The sequence below is a fragment of the Serratia sp. PF-27 genome, from assembly GCF_030053255.1.
Taxonomy (GTDB): Bacteria; Pseudomonadota; Gammaproteobacteria; order Enterobacterales; family Enterobacteriaceae; genus Serratia; species Serratia bockelmannii.
Genome location: NZ_JASGBT010000005.1, coordinates 14,560 through 32,088, shown reverse-complemented (window position 1 = coordinate 32,088; position 17,529 = coordinate 14,560). Strand labels below are relative to the sequence as shown.

Sequence of the window (17,529 nt, the reverse complement as noted above, 5' to 3'; positions counted from 1 at the left end):
CGGCAGTGCAAACGTTTACCCTTGAAATTGCGAGCGAACGCTAAAAAACCTTCTCAGGTCACATTTTTTATGCAAATTAGGTAACAAAGGCGGGGCGTATTCTGTTTAGAATGTCTGCGAGGGCAAATTTTGTCGCCACATCGCAGCGCGACGGAGTGCCCGAACGCGAGTGGCGCTCAATGACAACAATCCCGCCACCGCATGCCGGACATTGTGAGCAAACAGCAGTAGTGGCGTCGGCATGGGGCTGACGCAAGGAGAAAGGCGTTGGAACACAAGAAAGAGTTATCCATGGCGACCATGAAAGACGTCGCCGAAATGGCGGGCGTTTCAACGGCTACCGTATCGCGTGCGCTGATGAACCCGGAAAAGGTGTCGACGCCAACGCGCCAGAAAGTAGAACAGGCCGTGCTGGCCGTGGGTTATTCTCCTCATGCTCTGTCACGCAATATCAAACGCAACGAATCTCGCACTATCCTGGTGATCGTGCCCGACATCTGCGATCCGTTTTTCGCCGATGTGATCCAGGGGATCGAACAGACCGCCGCCCAACAAGGCTATCTGGTGCTGATCGGCGACTGCGCGCAGCAAAACCAGCAAGAACGCACCTTCGTCAATCTGATCATCACCAAACAGATCGACGGCATGCTGCTGCTGGGCTCTAACCTGCCGTTCGACGCCAGCAAGGAAGAGCAGCGCAACCTGCCGCCGATGGTGATGGCCAACGAGTTCGCGCCCGAGCTGGAACTGCCGACGGTGCATATCGACAACCTGACCGCCGCCTTTGAAGCCGTGCATTATTTGCATCAACTGGGCCACCGGCAGATCGCCTGCGTCGCCGGGCCGGAACAGATGCCGCTGAGCCATTATCGGCTACAGGGTTACGTTCAAGCGCTACGTCGTAATGGCATTACCGTCGAAAGCAGCTATATTACCCGGGGTGATTTTACCTACGAAGCCGGCGCGCAAGCGCTGACCCAGCTGGTGGCTCAGCCGAAACCGCCGACGGCGGTGTTCTGCCACAGCGATGTCATGGCAATCGGCGTGCTGTCCCAGGCGAAGAAAATGGGGCTGCGGGTACCGCAGGATCTGTCGATCGTCGGCTTTGACGACCTCAAGCTGGCGCAGTATTGCGATCCGCCGCTGACCACGGTGGCGCAGCCGCGTTTCCAGATAGGCCAACAGGCGATGTTATTGCTGTTGGAGCAGTTGAACGGCCAGACGGTGGCCAGCGGCTCCCGGCTGTTGGACAGTGAATTGATTATCAGAGGCAGCACCGCTGCCCCGAAACGCTAGTCAAATATTTTAGGGTTCAGTAACATGACGGACTTATCCTCTCATCAGGACACAGCGGAATAATAGTGGCACAAAAAGACTATGTAAGCCGTGGGCGCGCAGCAGGAGCTAAGCGTAAAACCCCCAGCCGTAAAAAACGCAGTTCTCCGAAGGTTTCCAAAACCGTGCTGGCGTTAGCCGCCGCGTTGCTGGTTATCTTTGTCGGTGGCCTCTATTTCATTACCCACAACAAGCCGGAAGACGCGCCGTTGTTGCCTGCGCACACCACGCGCCCCGGCAACGGCCTGCCGCCGAAGCCGGAAGAGCGCTGGCGCTACATCAAAGAGCTGGAAAACCGGCAGATCGGCGTGCAAACACCGACCGAACCGACGGCCGGCGGCGAGCTCAATTCCAAAACTCAGCTGACCGCCGAACAGCGGCAGTTGCTGGAGCAGATGCAGGCCGACATGCAGCAGCGCCCGACGCAGCTGAACGAAGTGCCGTATAACGATCCGGGCCAGGTCAACGCGCGCAGTAACCGCCAGCAGCAGATGCAACAGCAGCCGGTACAGCAACAGCAGCAGGTTACCCAGGCGCCGCGCAACCCGTTCAACAACGGAGCCACCACCGCGCCGGTGCAGCAGCACCAGCAACCGAAGCCGGTCACCCCACCGCCGGTGCAGGCGAAACAGCCTGAGCCGAAGCCGCAACCGAAGCCGGAGCCGAAACCGGAAGTGAAACAGGAAACGGCCAAGCAGGAAACCAAGCCGGAATCGAAACAGAAGTGGATGGTGCAATGCGGTTCGTTCCGCGCCACCGATCAGGCTGAATCCGTGCGTGCACGCCTGGCGTTCGAAGGCATCGAGAGCCGCATCACCGCCGGCGGCGGCTGGAATCGCGTGGTGCTCGGCCCCTACAGCAGCCGCGCAGCAGCGGATAAAACCCTTTCACGCCTGAAGGGCGTCGGCATGTCGAGTTGCATTCCCCTCTCCGTTGGGGGTTGAAAAGCGTCAATCCCCCCCCATCTATACTCTCAATATGCCTCGTAGCGTCTGCGAAAGCAGGCGCTGCGGGGACTTCTTTCCGTCTTTAACGAGGGTCTGCTCGTGACAACAATTGTAAGCGTACGCCGCAACGGCCAGGTCGTCATCGGTGGTGATGGCCAGGCAACCCTGGGTAATACGGTGATGAAGGGTAACGTCAAGAAAGTGCGTCGCCTGTATAACGACAAAGTGATCGCCGGTTTCGCCGGTGGCACCGCTGACGCCTTCACGCTGTTTGAACTGTTTGAACGCAAACTGGAAATGCATCAGGGCCACCTGGTGAAAGCCGCCGTGGAGCTGGCGAAAGATTGGCGCACCGACCGCATGTTGCGCAAGCTCGAAGCGCTGCTGGCAGTCGCTGATGAAACCGCTTCGCTGATCATCACCGGCAACGGCGATGTGGTGCAGCCGGAAAACGATCTGATCGCCATCGGTTCCGGCGGCCCGTACGCTCAGGCCGCCGCCCGCGCCATGTTGGAAAATACCGAGCTGAGCGCCCGCGATATCGTTGAGAAATCCCTCAACATCGCCGGTGACATCTGTATTTACACCAACCATTTCCACACCATTGAAGAATTGCCTTCCAAAGCGTAAGGATCGAATACCATGTCTGAAATGACCCCGCGCGAGATCGTCAGCGAACTGGACAGCTATATCATTGGCCAAAACAAGGCCAAACGCGCTGTCGCCATTGCCCTGCGCAACCGCTGGCGCCGGATGCAGCTCAACGAGATGCTGCGCCACGAAGTGACCCCGAAAAACATTCTGATGATCGGCCCGACCGGCGTCGGTAAAACCGAAATCGCCCGTCGTCTGGCGAAGCTGGCCAACGCGCCGTTCATCAAGGTTGAAGCCACCAAGTTCACCGAAGTGGGCTATGTGGGCAAAGAAGTGGACTCCATCATCCGCGATCTGACCGATGCCGCCATCAAAATGGTGCGTATGCAGTCGATCGAGAAAAACCGCACCCGTGCCGAAGAGTTGGCCGAAGAGCGCATTCTCGACGTGCTGATCCCGCCGGCCAAGAACAACTGGGGCCAGCCGGAAGAGCATCAGGAGCCGTCCGCCGCCCGCCAGGCATTCCGCAAGAAGCTGCGCGAAGGCCAGCTGGATGACAAAGAGATCGAAATCGATCTGGCCGCGGCGCCGATGGGCGTGGAAATCATGGCGCCTCCGGGCATGGAAGAGATGACCAACCAGCTGCAGTCGATGTTCCAGAACCTCGGCGGCCAGAAGCAAAAACCGCGCAAGGTGAAGATCAAAGAAGCCTTCAAGCTGCTGGTGGAAGAAGAAGCCGCCAAGCTGGTGAACCCGGAAGAGCTGAAAGAGCAGGCGATCGAAGCGGTTGAACAGCACGGCATCGTGTTTATCGATGAGATCGACAAAATCTGTAAGCGCGGCGGCCAGAGCTCCGGCCCGGACGTCTCGCGCGAAGGCGTGCAACGCGATCTGCTGCCGCTGGTGGAAGGCTGCACCGTGTCGACCAAACACGGTATGGTGAAGACCGACCACATCCTGTTCATCGCTTCCGGCGCGTTCCAGACCGCCAACCCGTCGGATCTGATCCCGGAACTGCAGGGCCGTCTGCCGATCCGCGTTGAGCTGCAGGCGCTGACTACCGAAGACTTCGAACGCATCCTGACCGAGCCGAGCGCGTCGCTGACCGAGCAGTACAAAGCGCTGATGGGCACCGAAGGTGTCAATATCGAGTTCACCGCCGACGGCATCCGCCGCATCGCCGAAGCCGCGTGGCAGGTCAACGAAAGCACCGAGAACATCGGCGCGCGTCGTCTGCACACCGTGCTGGAACGTCTGATGGAAGATATTTCCTACGATGCGAGTGAAATTAATGGCCAATCCATTACAATTGATGCGGATTACGTGCGCAGTCATCTGGATGAACTGGTGGCGGATGAAGATTTGAGTCGTTTTATCCTATAATCGCTCAATCATTGTCTTGTCAGTCATCTGTGTGGGAGGCATTGCCTCCCACAATTATTTCTAACGGAAACCGCAACTTACTGACAGAAGCGAAACATGAGCTCATCAACCTCCACCACCCCGATTTCCGCCTGGCTGGAAAGTCTACGCCCCCGCACCCTGCCGTTGGCCTTTGCCTCCATCGTGGTCGGCTCGGCGATCGCCGCCTGGCACGGCAGCCTGAAACCTGAAGTGGCGCTGCTGGCGCTGTTGACCGCCGGTCTGCTGCAGATCCTCTCCAACCTGGCGAACGACTACGGCGATGCGGTCAAAGGCAGCGACAAAGAAGATCGCATCGGGCCATTGCGCGGCATGCAAAAAGGCATGATCACCCAGGCGCAGATGAAGCGGGCGCTGGTGGTGACGGTGGTGCTGATCGCCCTCGCCGGCTGTTCGCTGATCGCCGTCGCCTGCGAGCAACCCAGCGACGTGGTGGGCTTCCTGGTGCTGGGCGGGCTGTCTATCGTGGCGGCGATCACTTACACCGTCGGCAACAAACCCTACGGGTATTTGGGGCTGGGCGACATCTCGGTGCTGGTGTTCTTCGGCTGGCTGAGCGTGGCCGGCACCTACTATTTGCAAACGCACACCTTCGACAGCGTCGTGATGCTGCCGGCCACCGCCTGCGGCCTGCTGGCGACGGCGGTGCTTAACATCAACAATCTGCGCGATATCGAGAGCGATCGCGAAAACGGCAAGAATACGCTGGCGGTGCGTCTCGGCCCGCACAAGGCGCGCATTTACCATGCCCTGCTGCTCGGCGGCGCGGTGCTGTGTTTCGCGCTGTTTACGCTGTTCAACCTCCACAGTCCGTGGGGTTGGCTGTTCGTGCTGGCGATCCCGCTGCTGGTGCGCCACGGCCTGCGCGTGCTGCGCGATCCGACGCCGGTCGGCATGCGGCCGATGCTGGAGCACATGGTCAAGGCGGCGTTGCTGGCCAACCTGCTGTTCGCCATCGGCGTGGCGCTCAGTTAAAAACTGATGATTTTGCCAACAGGGCGAATAAAGGGATATACTGAACATTCCTGCGGCAAACAGACGTAAAATCCTATGAAATACGATACTTCCGAACTTTGCGACATCTATCATGAAGAGGTGAACGTTGTTGAACCTCTGTTCTCCAATTTTGGCGGGCGTACTTCATTTGGCGGGCAGATCACCACGGTGAAATGCTTTGAGGATAACGGCCTGTTATTCGATCTGCTTGAAGAAAACGGCCGCGGCCGCGTGCTGTTGGTCGACGGCGGCGGTTCGGTTCGCCGGGCGCTGATCAACGCCGAACTGGCGCGCCTGGCCGCCCAGAACGAATGGGAAGGCATCGTGGTGTACGGCGCGGTGCGCCAGGTGGACGATCTGGAAGAGCTCGACATCGGCATTCAGGCGATGGCGGCGATCCCGGCGGGTGCCGTAAGCGAAGGCGTGGGCGAAAGCGATATCCGCGTCAACTTCGGTGGCGTCACCTTCTTCTCCGGCGATCACCTGTATGCCGACAACACCGGCATCATCCTCTCCGAAGACCCGCTCGACATCGAGTGATTTTCGGACATGAAAAAGGGCGCCTGAGGCGCCCTTTTCGTTGCTGCATGGCGTGAGGAATCAGACCTCTTCCATTTTGCCCAGCAGCGCGCGCAGGCGATCTTGCCATACGTGCTGTTCTTCTTTCAGCTGTTGGTTTTCGCGCACCAGCGCTTCGTGGTTGCCGGAGGCAGCCTGAACTTCCTGCGACAGAGAGTTGTTTTTGTCTTTCAGCTCTTCAATTTCCATCTGCAACAAGGTGATGGTATCAATCGCCTGCTGTACTTTTGCTTCCAGTTTCTCAAATACTTCAAATGACATGCTTCAGTCCCCTCATGATAGCAAGGCGTACATCTATAAGTAGCGGCCGCAACGTCGGCTGCAGCTACTGCGAATATTGCATCGCGCTCAGTGACGCGCGCCGTTACGGAAGGCGCGCCAGTCTCGATTCGTTAAAAACGATTGTAAGTAGCCAGTCTCCGCCTGTCTAGCAACATACCGGATCATCGCGCAGTCTGTTGCAATTTTCCTGCCCTCACCATCAGTAAAAACTGAAAATCCCCACCATCATCGCCGCGAGTTGTTAACAGCCCTCACCAAACCACTGGTCAGATCACACTTTTATGGCTCAGAAAGAACACTAAACGACGCGAAATCGCTCAATTTTATGACGCGCCACACACATTTTGATTTCGCTATTTCTCGTTTATGTTCGTTAACGATAAATTTACATCACGTCCTCATTCAATAATTGGACGAGATGAAAAAAACTGTGCCCATAGGCCGGATCTCTACCCAACTGAGCCTATAAACCAACAACCGCCGTTTTGCAGGACACCAACATTATGAGCCAAACCACCAGTCCGACATTAAAAGGCCAGTGCATCGCCGAGTTCCTCGGCACGGCGCTGCTGATCTTCTTTGGCGTAGGCTGCGTTGCCGCACTGAAACTGGCGGGCGCCAGCTTCGGCCAGTGGGAAATCAGCATCATTTGGGGCCTCGGCGTCGCCATGGCCATCTATCTGACCGCCGCCATTTCCGGCGCGCATCTCAACCCGGCGGTCACCCTCGCCCTGTGGCTGTTCGCCTGCTTCGACGGGCGCAAAGTGGTGCCTTACATCATTGCGCAGATCGCCGGCGCCTTCTGCGCCGCCGCCCTGGTTTACGGGCTGTACTACAACCTGTTCTTCGACTTCGAAGCGGCGCACCACATGGTGCGCGGCAGCAACGAAAGCCTCGAACTGGCCGGCATCTTCTCGACTTACCCTAACGCGCACATCTCCGTCGGCCAGGCCTTCCTGGTAGAAATGGTGATCGCGGCAATCCTGATGTGCCTGATCCTGGCGCTGACCGACGACGGCAACGGCATTCCGCGCGGCCCGCTGGCACCGCTGCTGATCGGTATTCTGATTGCCGTGATCGGCGCCTCCATGGGACCATTGACCGGCTTTGCGTTGAACCCGGCGCGTGACTTCGGCCCGAAACTGTTCGCCTACCTGGCCGGCTGGGGCAAAGTCGCCTTCACCGGCGCACGCGACATCCCATACTTCCTGGTGCCGATCTTCGCTCCTATCGTCGGCTGTGGCCTGGGCGCTTTCGGTTACCGCGCGCTGATTGGCCGCCACCTGCCGTGCGACGTCTGCGTGACGGAAGAAGAGCCCGACGCCAAGACCCAGCAGCGCAAAGCATGATGGGTGCAGTTTTACACGGTTAACAACAGCAGGATAATTACCATGACTGTAGAAAAAAAATACATTGTCGCACTCGACCAAGGGACCACCAGCTCACGCGCCGTCGTGCTCGATCACGACGCCAACATCGTTGCGGTATCGCAACGCGAATTCCCGCAGATCTATCCAAAGGCCGGCTGGGTTGAGCACGACCCGATGGAGATCTGGGCGTCGCAAAGCTCGACGTTGGTAGAAGTGCTGGCGAAAGCCGACATCAATTCCGATCAGATCGCCGGCATCGGCATCACCAACCAGCGCGAAACCACCATCGTCTGGGAAAAAGAGACCGGTAAGCCGGTCTACAACGCCATCGTCTGGCAGTGCCGCCGCACCGCCGACATCTGTGAGAAGCTCAAACGCGACGGCCTGGAAGAGTATATCCGTCACAACACCGGCCTGGTGGTTGACCCGTACTTCTCCGGCACCAAGGTGAAGTGGATCCTGGACAACGTCGAAGGCGCCCGCGAGCGCGCCAAACGCGGCGAACTGCTGTTCGGCACCGTCGATACCTGGCTGGTGTGGAAGATGACCCAGGGGCGCGTACACGTCACCGATTACACCAACGCCTCACGTACCATGATGTTCAACATCCACGAGCTGGACTGGGACGAGCGCATGCTGGAAGTGCTGGATATCCCGCGCGCCATGCTGCCGAAAGTCCGTCCTTCCTCCGAGGTGTACGGCCAGACCAACATCGGCGGTAAGGGCGGCACGCGTATTCCTATCGCCGGTATCGCCGGTGACCAGCAAGCGGCATTGTACGGCCAGCTGTGCGTTCAACCGGGCATGGCGAAGAACACCTACGGCACCGGCTGCTTCCTGCTGATGAACACCGGCAAAGAAGCGGTGCGTTCGAAAAACGGCCTGCTGACCACCATCGCCTGCGGCCCACGCGGCGAAGTGAACTATGCGCTGGAAGGCGCGGTGTTCATCGGCGGTGCGTCTATCCAGTGGCTGCGCGACGAGCTGAAACTGATCAGCGACGCCGCCGACTCCGAATATTTCGCCACCAAAGTGAAAGACAGCAACGGCGTCTACGTGGTGCCGGCCTTCACCGGCCTGGGCGCGCCCTACTGGGATCCGTATGCCCGCGGCGCCATCTTTGGCCTGACCCGCGGCGCCAACAGCAACCACATCATCCGCGCCACGCTGGAATCCATCGCCTTCCAGACTCGCGACGTGCTGGACGCCATGCAGGCCGACGCCAACACCCGCCTGCAATCGCTGCGCGTGGACGGCGGCGCGGTCGCCAACAACTTCCTGATGCAGTTCCAGTCCGATATCCTCGGCACCCGCGTAGAGCGCCCTGAAGTGCGTGAATCGACGGCGTTGGGCGCCGCGTTCCTGGCGGGCCTGGCCATCGGCTACTGGAACGATCTGGATGAGGTGAAGAGCAAAGCGGTGATTGAGCGTGAATTCCGCCCAAGCATCGAAACCACCGAACGCAACTACCGCTACAGCGGCTGGAAAAAAGCGGTGGCACGCGCGCAGGCGTGGGAAGATCACGACTAAACCCAGCCTTGCCGTTACCCCCCAAATTGCGCTGCCTGCGGGCGGCGCTTTTTTTTGCCCCGCCCCGCCGGCGCCGCGCTGTGATAGACTTTGCCGATATTTTCTTCCCTTTCTCACAGACAGGTTTGCCATGAAACGTGAATTAGCCATCGAATTTTCCCGCGTTACCGAAGCCGCTGCGCTGGCGGGCTACAAATGGCTGGGACGCGGCGACAAGAACGCCGCCGACGGTGCGGCGGTCCACGCCATGCGCATCATGCTCAACAAAGTGGACATCGATGGGCGCATCGTGATCGGCGAAGGCGAGATCGACGAAGCGCCGATGCTGTATATCGGCGAACAGGTCGGCAGCGGCCAGGGCGACGCGGTCGACATCGCTGTTGATCCGATCGAAGGCACCCGCATGACCGCCATGGGCCAATCCAACGCGCTGGCGGTCTTGGCGGTGGGCGATCGCGGCACCTTCCTGCACGCGCCGGACATGTACATGGAGAAGCTGGTGGTCGGCCCGGCGGCGCGCGGCGCCATCGATCTCAATCTGCCGCTGGCGGAGAACCTGCGGAACGTCGCCGCGCGGCTGAGCAAACCGCTGTCACAGCTGACGGTCATCGTGTTGGCCAAACCGCGCCACGACGGCGTCATCGCGCAGATGCAGCAGTTGGGCGTGCGGGTATTCGCCATTCCTGACGGCGACGTGGCGGCCTCCATTCTCACCTGCATGCCGGAAAGCGAGGTCGATGTGATGTACGGCATCGGCGGCGCGCCGGAAGGGGTGATCTCAGCCGCAGTGATCCGCGCGCTGGACGGCGACATGCAGGCGCGTTTGCTGCCGCGCCATAAGGTGAAAGGCGACAGCGCCGAAAACCGCCGCATCGGCGAACAGGAGCTGGCGCGCTGCCGGGAAATGGGTATCGAAGCCGGTCAGGCGCTGCGTCTGGATCAGATGGCGCGCAACGACAACGTGATCTTCTCCGCCACCGGCATCACCAAGGGCGATCTGCTGGAGGGCATCAGCCGCCAGGGCAACATGGCTACAACCGAAACCCTGCTGATCCGCGGCAAGTCGCGCACCATCCGCCGCATCCGTTCAACCCACTATCTGGATCGCAAAGACCCGGCGCTGCACGAGTTTTTGCTGTAAGCCGGTAAGAGACCGCCCCCAGCCGCCGCTGAGGGCGGGTTCATCCCGCCACCGGCGTTTTGGCGGGCAGCAGTTTTCCGCGCAACAACAGCCACAGCGTCTTCGCCATCAGGCCGATGAGCAGCAGGTTGGCCAACGCGAACAGCCCCCAGGCCAGCACTTGCATCTCCTCCCCGCGCTGGCTCTGCAGCAACCGCAGCGACGCGTTTGCCATCGCCGATAAGCCGAACGAGAAAGCCCACATGCCCGGGCTGAAGCCACCGGCAAAAAACCAACGCACCAACCGGGACATAAAAAACAGCTGCAGCAGGCCGTAGCCCAACAGGATTAAGGCGAACGTATCGAAGTCGTTGCCATTGACGCATAACCACGCGTAGCAGGCGACAAAGGCCGGAGCCAGCTGGATGCCGATAACGCCGCGGCCGGCGGCCGGCAGCGCGGCCTTTGTGCGTAGACGGTGGATGATGGCGGGTTCGAGGGTCAGCCATGAAATCAAACCGGCGCCAAGAAACATCATGCCGATATCAGGGTGGCCGGAGGTGCCAAACGCCATCGCGCAGATAAAGTTAGCGGCCACCGTCGGCAAGTAAAATCCCGGCGTCGTGGCCTCCGACGCGAACTCGCCGCGCCACAATGGCGCACAGCGCCAAGCCGAGAAGATGAGCTGGCCGACGGAGCCCGCGACCATCAGCCCATTCGCCAGCGGCAGGCTGTAGGGATGCAGGCCGATGGACACCAGCACGCCGCCCGCCGGAAGCAGGCTGATAAAGCTGAACTGAGTATTGCTGCGAAACTCGTCACGCACCGCGCGTGAGTCTATCAGGCAACGGCAGAGATAGATCAGCGCCAGCGTCAGCCAGATGGCGCTGCCGAGAAAGATGAGCGACTCGCCCAGCCAGCCGGGGCCATAGCCGAGCGTGGCGGCGTATCGCCAGGCGCTGCCGAGGCCGAAAACCCCCAGAACCATCCCAAAGAAGCCGACGGGAACACGTTGAATGAACTGCAGTGATGACATAGCGAATAACCCGGAAAAACACTGTCGGTAAAGTGTATACCGATCGCCACAGCGCAGTAATAACCTGGGTCAAAACCGGCGGCATGACCTCAGCCGTCTTGCAAGACTAAGGCCTGCGCCGGTTCGGGGAGGGTGTTATGCGGTATGCCCCTGATGTTGCATCCGGTTGGACAGCGGCCACCAGCACAGCAGGATCAACAGCGCCATCGCGAACATCAGCAATCCGAGGCTGAACTGCCCGGTTTGCGGCAGCATGGCGGAAAGCCAGGTCGCGAGCCCCGATCCCATATTCTGCATGCCGCCCACCAGCGCGCCCGCTGCGCCGGCCAGGTAAGGGAACGGCTCCATCGCCCCGGTGGTCGCCAGCGGGAACAGCATACCGGCGCCGAAGAAGAACAGCGCGGCCGGCACGATCAGCGTCCAGATGTTCATCACGCCGAACCAGCCCGGGATCCACATCATCGCTCCCGCCAATAGACAGCTCAGCACCGAATGCCACATCAGGGTGTGGAAGGTTTTGCCGTCGCGCCCGGCGTACCAGGCACCGAAAAACGCCGCCGGGATCGGCAGAATGAACAGGATGCTGACGGTCAGGCCGCTCAGCCCCAACACGCCACCCATCAACACGCCGCAGCTGGCTTCAAATACCGCAATCCCCGCCAGCGCGCCGATCAGCATCACCAGATAGCAACTGAAGGTGCTGTCGCTCAGCAGCTGGCGGAAACTGGCCAGCATGCGGCGTTTTTCAGTTTGCACCGGGCGGGTCTCCGGCAACCAGCGGAACATGGCGAAGGCAACGCAGGCGCACAGCGCCAGCAGGAAGACGTAACAGGCGCGCCAGCCGAACACCATCGCCAATGCGCCGCCGATCACCGGCGCCAGCAGCGGGCTAACCAAAATCCCCATGTTCAACAGGCTGTTGGCATAGCGCAGCGCGGTGCCGGCATACAGATCGCGCGGCATGGTGCGCGCCATCACGCCCGCCACGCCGGTGCCCATGCCCTGAATCGCGCTGGCGGCGACCAGCATCGTCAGGTTGGTGGACAGCAACGCGCCCAGCGCACCGAGCAGGAAGATCATCATGCCGGTCAGGATCACCGGACGACGCCCGATGCGATCCGATATCGGCCCGTAAATCAGCTGGGAGAAACCGTAGGTCAGCAGATACGCCGCCATCACCCGTTGCACGGCGCCGGTGCGAACCGACAGATCGTGGGCGATATCAGCAATAACGGGAACATAAATGGTTTGCGCCATCTGGCCGACGGCGACCAACAGGATAAGCATCACCAGCAGGTGAAAGTTCTCTAGTTTTCTCATTATCTTCGTTAACGTTTCAACTCGTCACAGCGTCCCGGTATGGCCGTTGCAGCAGCCAGAACGGCGAGCAGCCCTCTATGGCGGCATAAACTAATCAAATCTGATTTTTTTAGCGAGTTTCAGGCAGATATTGATCCAGGTCACACTGGCAGCAAACCCGACCAGGCTCGTAAATTAAACTGTACGTATAACGCTTTGGAGTTAAAAATAGCGCCCTTGCAGTAGCCGGGCTTTAGCATTTAATCGATAATTATTTTCATCAACTTGAAATAAAATAACACCATAGGGATTTGGTTCATGAAAACACCTGAGCTGATTTTATTGCAGTTAAAGGCTCTCGGCCCGCACTCGGCCAAAATGCTGGCGGAGCGTCTGGACATCACGCCGATGGGCATCCGACAACATCTGCAATCCCTGGAAAAACGTGAGTTGGTTTGTTACGAAGAAGCGCGCAGCAAGGTCGGCCGCCCGACGCGCTACTGGTCGCTGACCGAACGGGGGCATGCCTATGCCGCCGACGATCAGGCGCGACTGCGGGAATCCGCGCTGCAGCTGTTTGGCGGCGCCGGGGTGGAACCGTTGCTCAGCGCGCGCGAAGATCAGCTTTATCTGCGTTATGCCGAAGAGCTGTCCGCCGAGCGCAGCCATCAGGACCGGTTAGCCCGCCTGGTGCGCCTGCGGCAACACGACGGTTACATGGCCGAATTGCTCGATCATCCACACGGTACGCTGCTGGTGGAAAACCACTGTCCGGTCGGTGTGGCCGGCTCCAGCTGCAGCAGCCTGTGCAATTCCGAGCTGCAGCTGTTTCACCGCCTGTTCGGCAACGACTACCGGGTAGAGCGCACCGCGCACGCCATTTCCGGCTCACGACATTGTGCTTATTTGATTCGACCACGGGAGCTTTAGAGTATGGCTGAATGGGTAAACGGCAAGGTTACGCAGGTAAAACAATGGACCGACGGGCTGTTCAGCCTGGTGGTCAATGCCCCTATCGATCCTTTCACCGCCGGGCAATTCGCCAAACTGGCGCTGGAGATCGACGGCGAACGGGTGCAGCGCGCCTACTCCTACGTCAATGCTCCCGATGACGCCAACCTGGAGTTCTATCTGGTCACCGTGCCGGAAGGCAAACTGAGCCCGCGCCTCAATCAGCTGCGGCCAGGCTCGGACGTGATGGTGACCAAAGAAGCGGCCGGCTTCTTCGTGCTGGACGAGGTGCCCGACTGCGACACGCTGTGGATGCTGGCGACCGGCACCGCCATCGGCCCCTATTTATCGATTCTGCAGCAGGGCATCGGACTGGAGCGCTTTAACAACCTGGTGCTGGTGCACGCCGCGCGTTTCGCGCGCGACCTGAGCTACCTGCCGCTGATGCAGCAACTGCAACAACGCTACAACGGCAAGCTGCGCATCCAGACCGTCGTCAGCCGCGAAGAAACGCCCGGCTCACTGACCGGCCGCGTGCCGGCGCTGATCGAGGACGGCCGGCTGGAAGCGGCGACCGGCTTGACCATCGACGCCGAAACCAGCCACGTGATGCTGTGCGGCAACCCGCAAATGGTGCGGGACACCCAGCAAACGCTGAAAGACCACCGCAAAATGCGCAAACACCTGCGCCGCAAACCGGGCCACATCACCAGCGAGCACTACTGGTAACCCGGCGAGGGTCAGCGGAACTTCACCGGTTCGGCTTCCGGGCCGAACCGATTGCTCCCCGGCGTGCCGACGAAGGCACCCAGATCGATCATCATCATCACGATAATCAGCGTCGGAATGAAACGTCCGACGCCCCATTGCCAGATCGGCGCCAGCATCTGCCAGTTCCCTGCCGCCAGCATCCACGCCAGGATCAGCAGCAGCGCCCACCAGCCGGCCTTGTTGCGATCGTGCAGGCGTTTGACCAGCACCGCCGCCGTCGGCCACAGCAGCGCCACGATAAAGAAGGCGATGGATTGGATGGCGATCAGCTGATAATTGGCCAGCGTAAACGCCGCCGCCATCAGCACCAACCACAGCCCCATCCAGATCCAGAAGTCGCGCCGCCCAATGCGACCCTTAAAAGAAAAACACCACTGTTGTAACGTCATCGATTCCTGCGCTCTAAGCCTGCCCATATTCTGCGCCGCAGTGTAACATAGGCGCTGCCGGGCCGAGTTTTCCGCCTCGCATAACGCGGTGCGCCGCACAGCTTTCTCGTCAGCGAACCGATAATGGCGTGGGATCTTTGACAAGGCCCGCGAGTTATCGCTTTAATCGGAGCCATCTTTGTCCTTGATGCCATACGCCATGCTGAGAAAAACCCTCGTCATTGCCTGCCTGTTGCAGGCCGCCGCCAGCGCCTGGGCCGATCCGCCGCCCGCCGATGCAGCACCCGCCGCACCTTACCTGCTGGCCGGGGCGCCGACGTTCGATCTGACGGTGGTCAAATTCCGCGAAAAATACAATCGCGACAACCCGAAGCTGCCGATTGGCGAATTCCGCGCCATTCCCGCCACCGAAGACGATTCGCCGCTGCTGACGCGCGCCGCCAGCAAACTCAACGAAAACCTGTATGCCTCCACCGCGCTGGAGAAAGGCACCGGTAAAATCAAAACGTTGCAGATCACGCATCTGCCGCTGCAGCAGGCCAATGAAGAAAAAGCCGCGCGCGCCATCGCCATCAGCTACATGGCGGCGCTGATGCGCCAGTTCGAACCGGCGTTGACGGTGGAGCAGAGCCAGAACAAGGTGAACAGCCTGCTGGAAAAAGGCAAAGGATCGCGCTTTTACCAACAGCAGGTCGGCGCCATTCGTTATGTCGTCTCGGACAACGGCGATAAAGGCGTAACCTTCGCGGTTGAACCGATTAAGCTAGCGCTTTCCGAGCCGTAACGGCGCGGCATTTAATGACGAAAAGCAAAGCCTTCGCGCTTAATGATCTCTATACTGTTGGGCAGGTAAACTGCCGGTCCGGCAGTTGTCATTTCGACTCTCGCGTTCCCTAGTTGGAGGAAAAAACATGCGTCATCCATTAGTTATGGGTAACTGGAAGCTTAACGGCAGCACTCACATGGTCAACGAACTGATCGCCGGTCTGCGCAATGAGCTGAGCAGCGTTGACGGCTGTGGCGTCGCCATCGCCCCGCCGGTGATGTATCTGGATCAGGCCAAGCACGCGCTGGCCGGCAGCCGCATCGCGCTGGGCGCGCAGAACGTGGACATTAACCTGTCCGGCGCCTTCACCGGTGAAGTTTCCGCCAACATGCTGAAAGACGTCGGCGCCCAGTACATCATCATCGGCCACTCCGAGCGTCGTACCTACCACAAAGAAAGCGACGAAGTGATCGCCGAGAAATTCGCCGTGCTGAAAGAAGCCGGCCTGATCCCGGTACTGTGCATCGGTGAAACCGAAGCGGAAAACGCGGCGGGCAAAACTGAAGAAGTGTGCGCGCGCCAGATCGACGCCGTGCTGAAAACGCTGGGCGCACCGGCGATGAAAGGCACCGTGATCGCCTATGAGCCGGTCTGGGCCATCGGTACCGGCAAATCCGCGACCCCTGCACAGGCACAGGCCGTGCACAAATTTATCCGCGATCACATCGCCAAACACGATGCCGCGGTTGCCGCTGAAATCATCATCCAGTACGGCGGTTCGGTGAACGACAAGAACGCCGCAGAGCTGTTCTCCCAGCCGGACATCGACGGCGCGCTGGTTGGCGGCGCCTCGCTGAAAGCCGACGCTTTCGCCGTGATCGTCAAAGCCGCTGCCGCAGCAAAAAAAGCCTGATTGCCCTAGGCTTGCCATAAAAAAACCCCGGCTTGCCGGGGTTTTTTATTGCCTCTCAAACGGCATCAGCGTTTGCTTATTTCGTCGAACACGCCGCCGGTAGCGAAGTGCACCTTCTGCGCTTCGGTCCAGCCGCCGAAAGTGTCATCCACGGTGAACAACTTCAGCTGCGGGAACTGCCCGGCGAACTTGGCCGCCACCGCCGCATCGCGCGGGCGATAATAGTTCTGCGCCGCAATAGTCTGCCCTTCCGGTGAATACAGATACTTCAGGTAGGCGGTCGCCACGTCGCGGGTACCACGTTTATCGACGACCTTATCCACCACCGACACCGTCGGTTCGGCCAGGATCGATTCGCTCGGCGTAATAATCTCGAACTTGTCTTTGCCCAGCTCTTTCTCCGCCAGCAACGCTTCGTTTTCCCAAGCGATCAGCACGTCGCCGATGCCGCGCTCAACGAAGGTGTTGGTCGAGCCGCGCGCGCCGGAATCCAGCACTTCGACGTTCTTGTACAGGTTTTTGACGAAGTCCTGCGCCTTGGCCTTATCGTTGTTGTTGTGGTGCAACGCGTAGCCCCAGGCGGCCAGGTAGTTCCAGCGGGCGCCACCGGAGGTTTTCGGATTCGGGGTGATCACCGACACGCCCGGCTTAATCAAGTCAGGCCAGTCATGAATTTGCTTCGGGTTGCCTTTGCGCACCAGGAAGACGATGGTCGACGTGTAAGGCGCCGAGTTGTCCGGCAAGCGTTTGATCCAGTCTTTCTCAATGCGCCCGCGTTCGGCGATGGCGTCAACGTCATAGGCCAGCGCCAGCGTCACCACGTCGGCCTCGATGCCGTTGATCACCGAGGTCGCCTGTTTGCCGGAACCGCCGTGCGACTGTCGCACCGTCACCTTGTCGCCGGTTTCCGCCTGATAGTGCTTGCTGAATGCCGTGTTGTAAGCCTGATAGAACTCACGCGTCGGATCGTATGACACGTTCAGCAACTGAATATCCTTCGCCATGGCGCCGGACGCCAACAGCACCAATGTCAGACCAACACCCCATTTACGCATCGACAAGCTCTCCCAGAAAATTAACGCAACCTCAATCGGTTGATTTAGCATCAGAGCCTGCCAGAAACTTTCCCGGCAATTAAAGAATAAAAAATTTTGGGATAGATGATTCTGGAATATGTCGCCGACGGGCATAAAAAAGCCCCCGCAAGCGGAGGCTTTCGGCGCGCGGTG

General features: G+C 59.6%; 18 protein-coding genes. 13 read left to right on the top strand and 5 right to left on the bottom strand.

Annotated elements, in window-relative coordinates; translation table 11 throughout:
* Positions 1 to 267: 267 nt before the first annotated feature.
* The 6 genes from cytR (at position 268) to rraA (ending at position 5,834) form a co-directional block, all read left to right on the top strand.
* A complete protein-coding gene (gene cytR / locus QMZ29_RS01730) occupies positions 268 to 1,296 on the top strand; it encodes a DNA-binding transcriptional regulator CytR (protein ID WP_282980716.1) in 1,029 nt (342 codons plus the stop codon).
* A gap of 65 nt (positions 1,297 to 1,361) precedes the next feature.
* Positions 1,362 to 2,279, top strand: a complete 918-nt coding sequence (gene ftsN, locus QMZ29_RS01725; protein WP_261427568.1) for a cell division protein FtsN — start codon at positions 1,362 to 1,364, stop codon at positions 2,277 to 2,279.
* A gap of 102 nt (positions 2,280 to 2,381) precedes the next feature.
* Entirely contained in the window at positions 2,382 to 2,912 is a 531-nt protein-coding gene (gene hslV, locus QMZ29_RS01720) for an ATP-dependent protease subunit HslV (RefSeq protein WP_004931085.1), read from the top strand.
* A gap of 12 nt (positions 2,913 to 2,924) precedes the next feature.
* Complete coding sequence (hslU, locus tag QMZ29_RS01715) at positions 2,925 to 4,259, top strand: ATP-dependent protease ATPase subunit HslU (RefSeq protein WP_025304663.1); 1,335 nt, start codon at positions 2,925 to 2,927, stop codon at positions 4,257 to 4,259.
* A gap of 96 nt (positions 4,260 to 4,355) precedes the next feature.
* The gene (locus tag QMZ29_RS01710; protein ID WP_015379416.1) at positions 4,356 to 5,273 is read left to right on the top strand and encodes a 1,4-dihydroxy-2-naphthoate polyprenyltransferase; all 918 of its coding nucleotides are present in this window, start codon (positions 4,356 to 4,358) and stop codon (positions 5,271 to 5,273) included.
* A 75-nt stretch (positions 5,274 to 5,348) separates the two neighbouring features.
* Positions 5,349 to 5,834 carry a ribonuclease E activity regulator RraA gene (gene rraA / locus QMZ29_RS01705; protein WP_004931090.1) on the top strand — a complete coding sequence of 162 codons (486 nt, stop codon included), beginning with the start codon at positions 5,349 to 5,351 and terminating at the stop codon, positions 5,832 to 5,834.
* Positions 5,835 to 5,894: 60 nt separating this feature from the next.
* On the opposite strand, the gene zapB is transcribed toward rraA, so the two are convergent.
* Complete coding sequence (zapB, locus tag QMZ29_RS01700) at positions 5,895 to 6,134, bottom strand: septal ring assembly protein ZapB (protein WP_004931092.1); 240 nt, start codon at positions 6,132 to 6,134, stop codon at positions 5,895 to 5,897.
* A gap of 524 nt (positions 6,135 to 6,658) precedes the next feature.
* On the opposite strand from zapB, the gene QMZ29_RS01695 reads away from it, so the two are divergent.
* The 3 genes from QMZ29_RS01695 (at position 6,659) to glpX (ending at position 10,196) form a co-directional block, all read left to right on the top strand.
* The gene (locus tag QMZ29_RS01695; protein ID WP_004931095.1) at positions 6,659 to 7,504 is read left to right on the top strand and encodes an MIP/aquaporin family protein; all 846 of its coding nucleotides are present in this window, start codon (positions 6,659 to 6,661) and stop codon (positions 7,502 to 7,504) included.
* A 42-nt stretch (positions 7,505 to 7,546) separates the two neighbouring features.
* Entirely contained in the window at positions 7,547 to 9,055 is a 1,509-nt protein-coding gene (glpK, locus tag QMZ29_RS01690) for a glycerol kinase GlpK (RefSeq protein ID WP_025304664.1), read from the top strand.
* Between the two features lie 130 nt (positions 9,056 to 9,185).
* Entirely contained in the window at positions 9,186 to 10,196 is a 1,011-nt protein-coding gene (gene glpX / locus QMZ29_RS01685) for a class II fructose-bisphosphatase (protein ID WP_025304665.1), read from the top strand.
* Between the two features lie 40 nt (positions 10,197 to 10,236).
* Here glpX and tehA read toward each other — a convergent pair whose 3' ends face one another.
* Both tehA and emrD read right to left on the bottom strand, forming a co-directional pair.
* Positions 10,237 to 11,211, bottom strand: coding sequence for a dicarboxylate transporter/tellurite-resistance protein TehA (gene tehA, locus QMZ29_RS01680; RefSeq protein ID WP_147823559.1), 975 nt, complete (start codon positions 11,209 to 11,211; stop codon positions 10,237 to 10,239).
* 135 nt (positions 11,212 to 11,346) lie between these two features.
* Complete coding sequence (gene emrD, locus QMZ29_RS01675; protein ID WP_261427569.1) at positions 11,347 to 12,531, bottom strand: multidrug efflux MFS transporter EmrD; 1,185 nt, start codon at positions 12,529 to 12,531, stop codon at positions 11,347 to 11,349.
* Between the two features lie 297 nt (positions 12,532 to 12,828).
* On the opposite strand from emrD, the gene QMZ29_RS01670 reads away from it, so the two are divergent.
* Positions 12,829 to 13,440, top strand: a complete 612-nt coding sequence (locus QMZ29_RS01670) for a helix-turn-helix transcriptional regulator (protein ID WP_141971941.1) — start codon at positions 12,829 to 12,831, stop codon at positions 13,438 to 13,440.
* 3 nt (positions 13,441 to 13,443) lie between these two features.
* Positions 13,444 to 14,190: a ferredoxin--NADP(+) reductase gene (gene fpr, locus QMZ29_RS01665; RefSeq protein ID WP_197781696.1), complete on the top strand. Its 747-nt coding sequence runs from the start codon at positions 13,444 to 13,446 to the stop codon at positions 14,188 to 14,190.
* 11 nt (positions 14,191 to 14,201) lie between these two features.
* Here the strand turns inward: fpr and QMZ29_RS01660 are convergent, their stop codons facing one another.
* Positions 14,202 to 14,621 carry a DUF805 domain-containing protein gene (locus tag QMZ29_RS01660; protein ID WP_043140990.1) on the bottom strand — a complete coding sequence of 140 codons (420 nt, stop codon included), beginning with the start codon at positions 14,619 to 14,621 and terminating at the stop codon, positions 14,202 to 14,204.
* A 199-nt stretch (positions 14,622 to 14,820) separates the two neighbouring features.
* Here QMZ29_RS01660 and QMZ29_RS01655 point away from each other — a divergent pair, with 199 nt between their 5' ends.
* Entirely contained in the window at positions 14,821 to 15,405 is a 585-nt protein-coding gene (locus QMZ29_RS01655) for a DUF1454 family protein (protein ID WP_060435280.1), read from the top strand.
* A 127-nt stretch (positions 15,406 to 15,532) separates the two neighbouring features.
* Positions 15,533 to 16,300 carry a triose-phosphate isomerase gene (tpiA, locus tag QMZ29_RS01650; RefSeq protein WP_261427570.1) on the top strand — a complete coding sequence of 256 codons (768 nt, stop codon included), beginning with the start codon at positions 15,533 to 15,535 and terminating at the stop codon, positions 16,298 to 16,300.
* A 65-nt stretch (positions 16,301 to 16,365) separates the two neighbouring features.
* On the opposite strand, the gene QMZ29_RS01645 is transcribed toward tpiA, so the two are convergent.
* The gene (locus QMZ29_RS01645; RefSeq protein ID WP_043140999.1) at positions 16,366 to 17,355 is read right to left on the bottom strand and encodes a sulfate ABC transporter substrate-binding protein; all 990 of its coding nucleotides are present in this window, start codon (positions 17,353 to 17,355) and stop codon (positions 16,366 to 16,368) included.
* Between the last annotated feature and the right edge of the window lie 174 nt (positions 17,356 to 17,529).

What these genes read in the sequence shown, in the direction of transcription:
- hslU (WP_025304663.1), top strand. Translation starts at nt 2,925, where the DNA reads ATGTCTGAAATGACCCCGCGCGAGATCGTCAGCGAACTGGACAGCTAT.
- QMZ29_RS01710 (WP_015379416.1), top strand. Translation starts at nt 4,356, where the DNA reads ATGAGCTCATCAACCTCCACCACCCCGATTTCCGCCTGGCTGGAAAGT.
- rraA (WP_004931090.1), top strand. Translation starts at nt 5,349, where the DNA reads ATGAAATACGATACTTCCGAACTTTGCGACATCTATCATGAAGAGGTG.
- zapB (WP_004931092.1), bottom strand. Translation starts at nt 6,134, where the DNA reads ATGTCATTTGAAGTATTTGAGAAACTGGAAGCAAAAGTACAGCAGGCG.
- QMZ29_RS01695 (WP_004931095.1), top strand. Translation starts at nt 6,659, where the DNA reads ATGAGCCAAACCACCAGTCCGACATTAAAAGGCCAGTGCATCGCCGAG.
- glpK (WP_025304664.1), top strand. Translation starts at nt 7,547, where the DNA reads ATGACTGTAGAAAAAAAATACATTGTCGCACTCGACCAAGGGACCACC.
- glpX (WP_025304665.1), top strand. Translation starts at nt 9,186, where the DNA reads ATGAAACGTGAATTAGCCATCGAATTTTCCCGCGTTACCGAAGCCGCT.
- tehA (WP_147823559.1), bottom strand. Translation starts at nt 11,211, where the DNA reads ATGTCATCACTGCAGTTCATTCAACGTGTTCCCGTCGGCTTCTTTGGG.
- emrD (WP_261427569.1), bottom strand. Translation starts at nt 12,531, where the DNA reads ATGAGAAAACTAGAGAACTTTCACCTGCTGGTGATGCTTATCCTGTTG.
- QMZ29_RS01670 (WP_141971941.1), top strand. Translation starts at nt 12,829, where the DNA reads ATGAAAACACCTGAGCTGATTTTATTGCAGTTAAAGGCTCTCGGCCCG.
- fpr (WP_197781696.1), top strand. Translation starts at nt 13,444, where the DNA reads ATGGCTGAATGGGTAAACGGCAAGGTTACGCAGGTAAAACAATGGACC.
- QMZ29_RS01660 (WP_043140990.1), bottom strand. Translation starts at nt 14,621, where the DNA reads ATGACGTTACAACAGTGGTGTTTTTCTTTTAAGGGTCGCATTGGGCGG.
- QMZ29_RS01655 (WP_060435280.1), top strand. Translation starts at nt 14,821, where the DNA reads ATGCTGAGAAAAACCCTCGTCATTGCCTGCCTGTTGCAGGCCGCCGCC.
- tpiA (WP_261427570.1), top strand. Translation starts at nt 15,533, where the DNA reads ATGCGTCATCCATTAGTTATGGGTAACTGGAAGCTTAACGGCAGCACT.
- QMZ29_RS01645 (WP_043140999.1), bottom strand. Translation starts at nt 17,355, where the DNA reads ATGCGTAAATGGGGTGTTGGTCTGACATTGGTGCTGTTGGCGTCCGGC.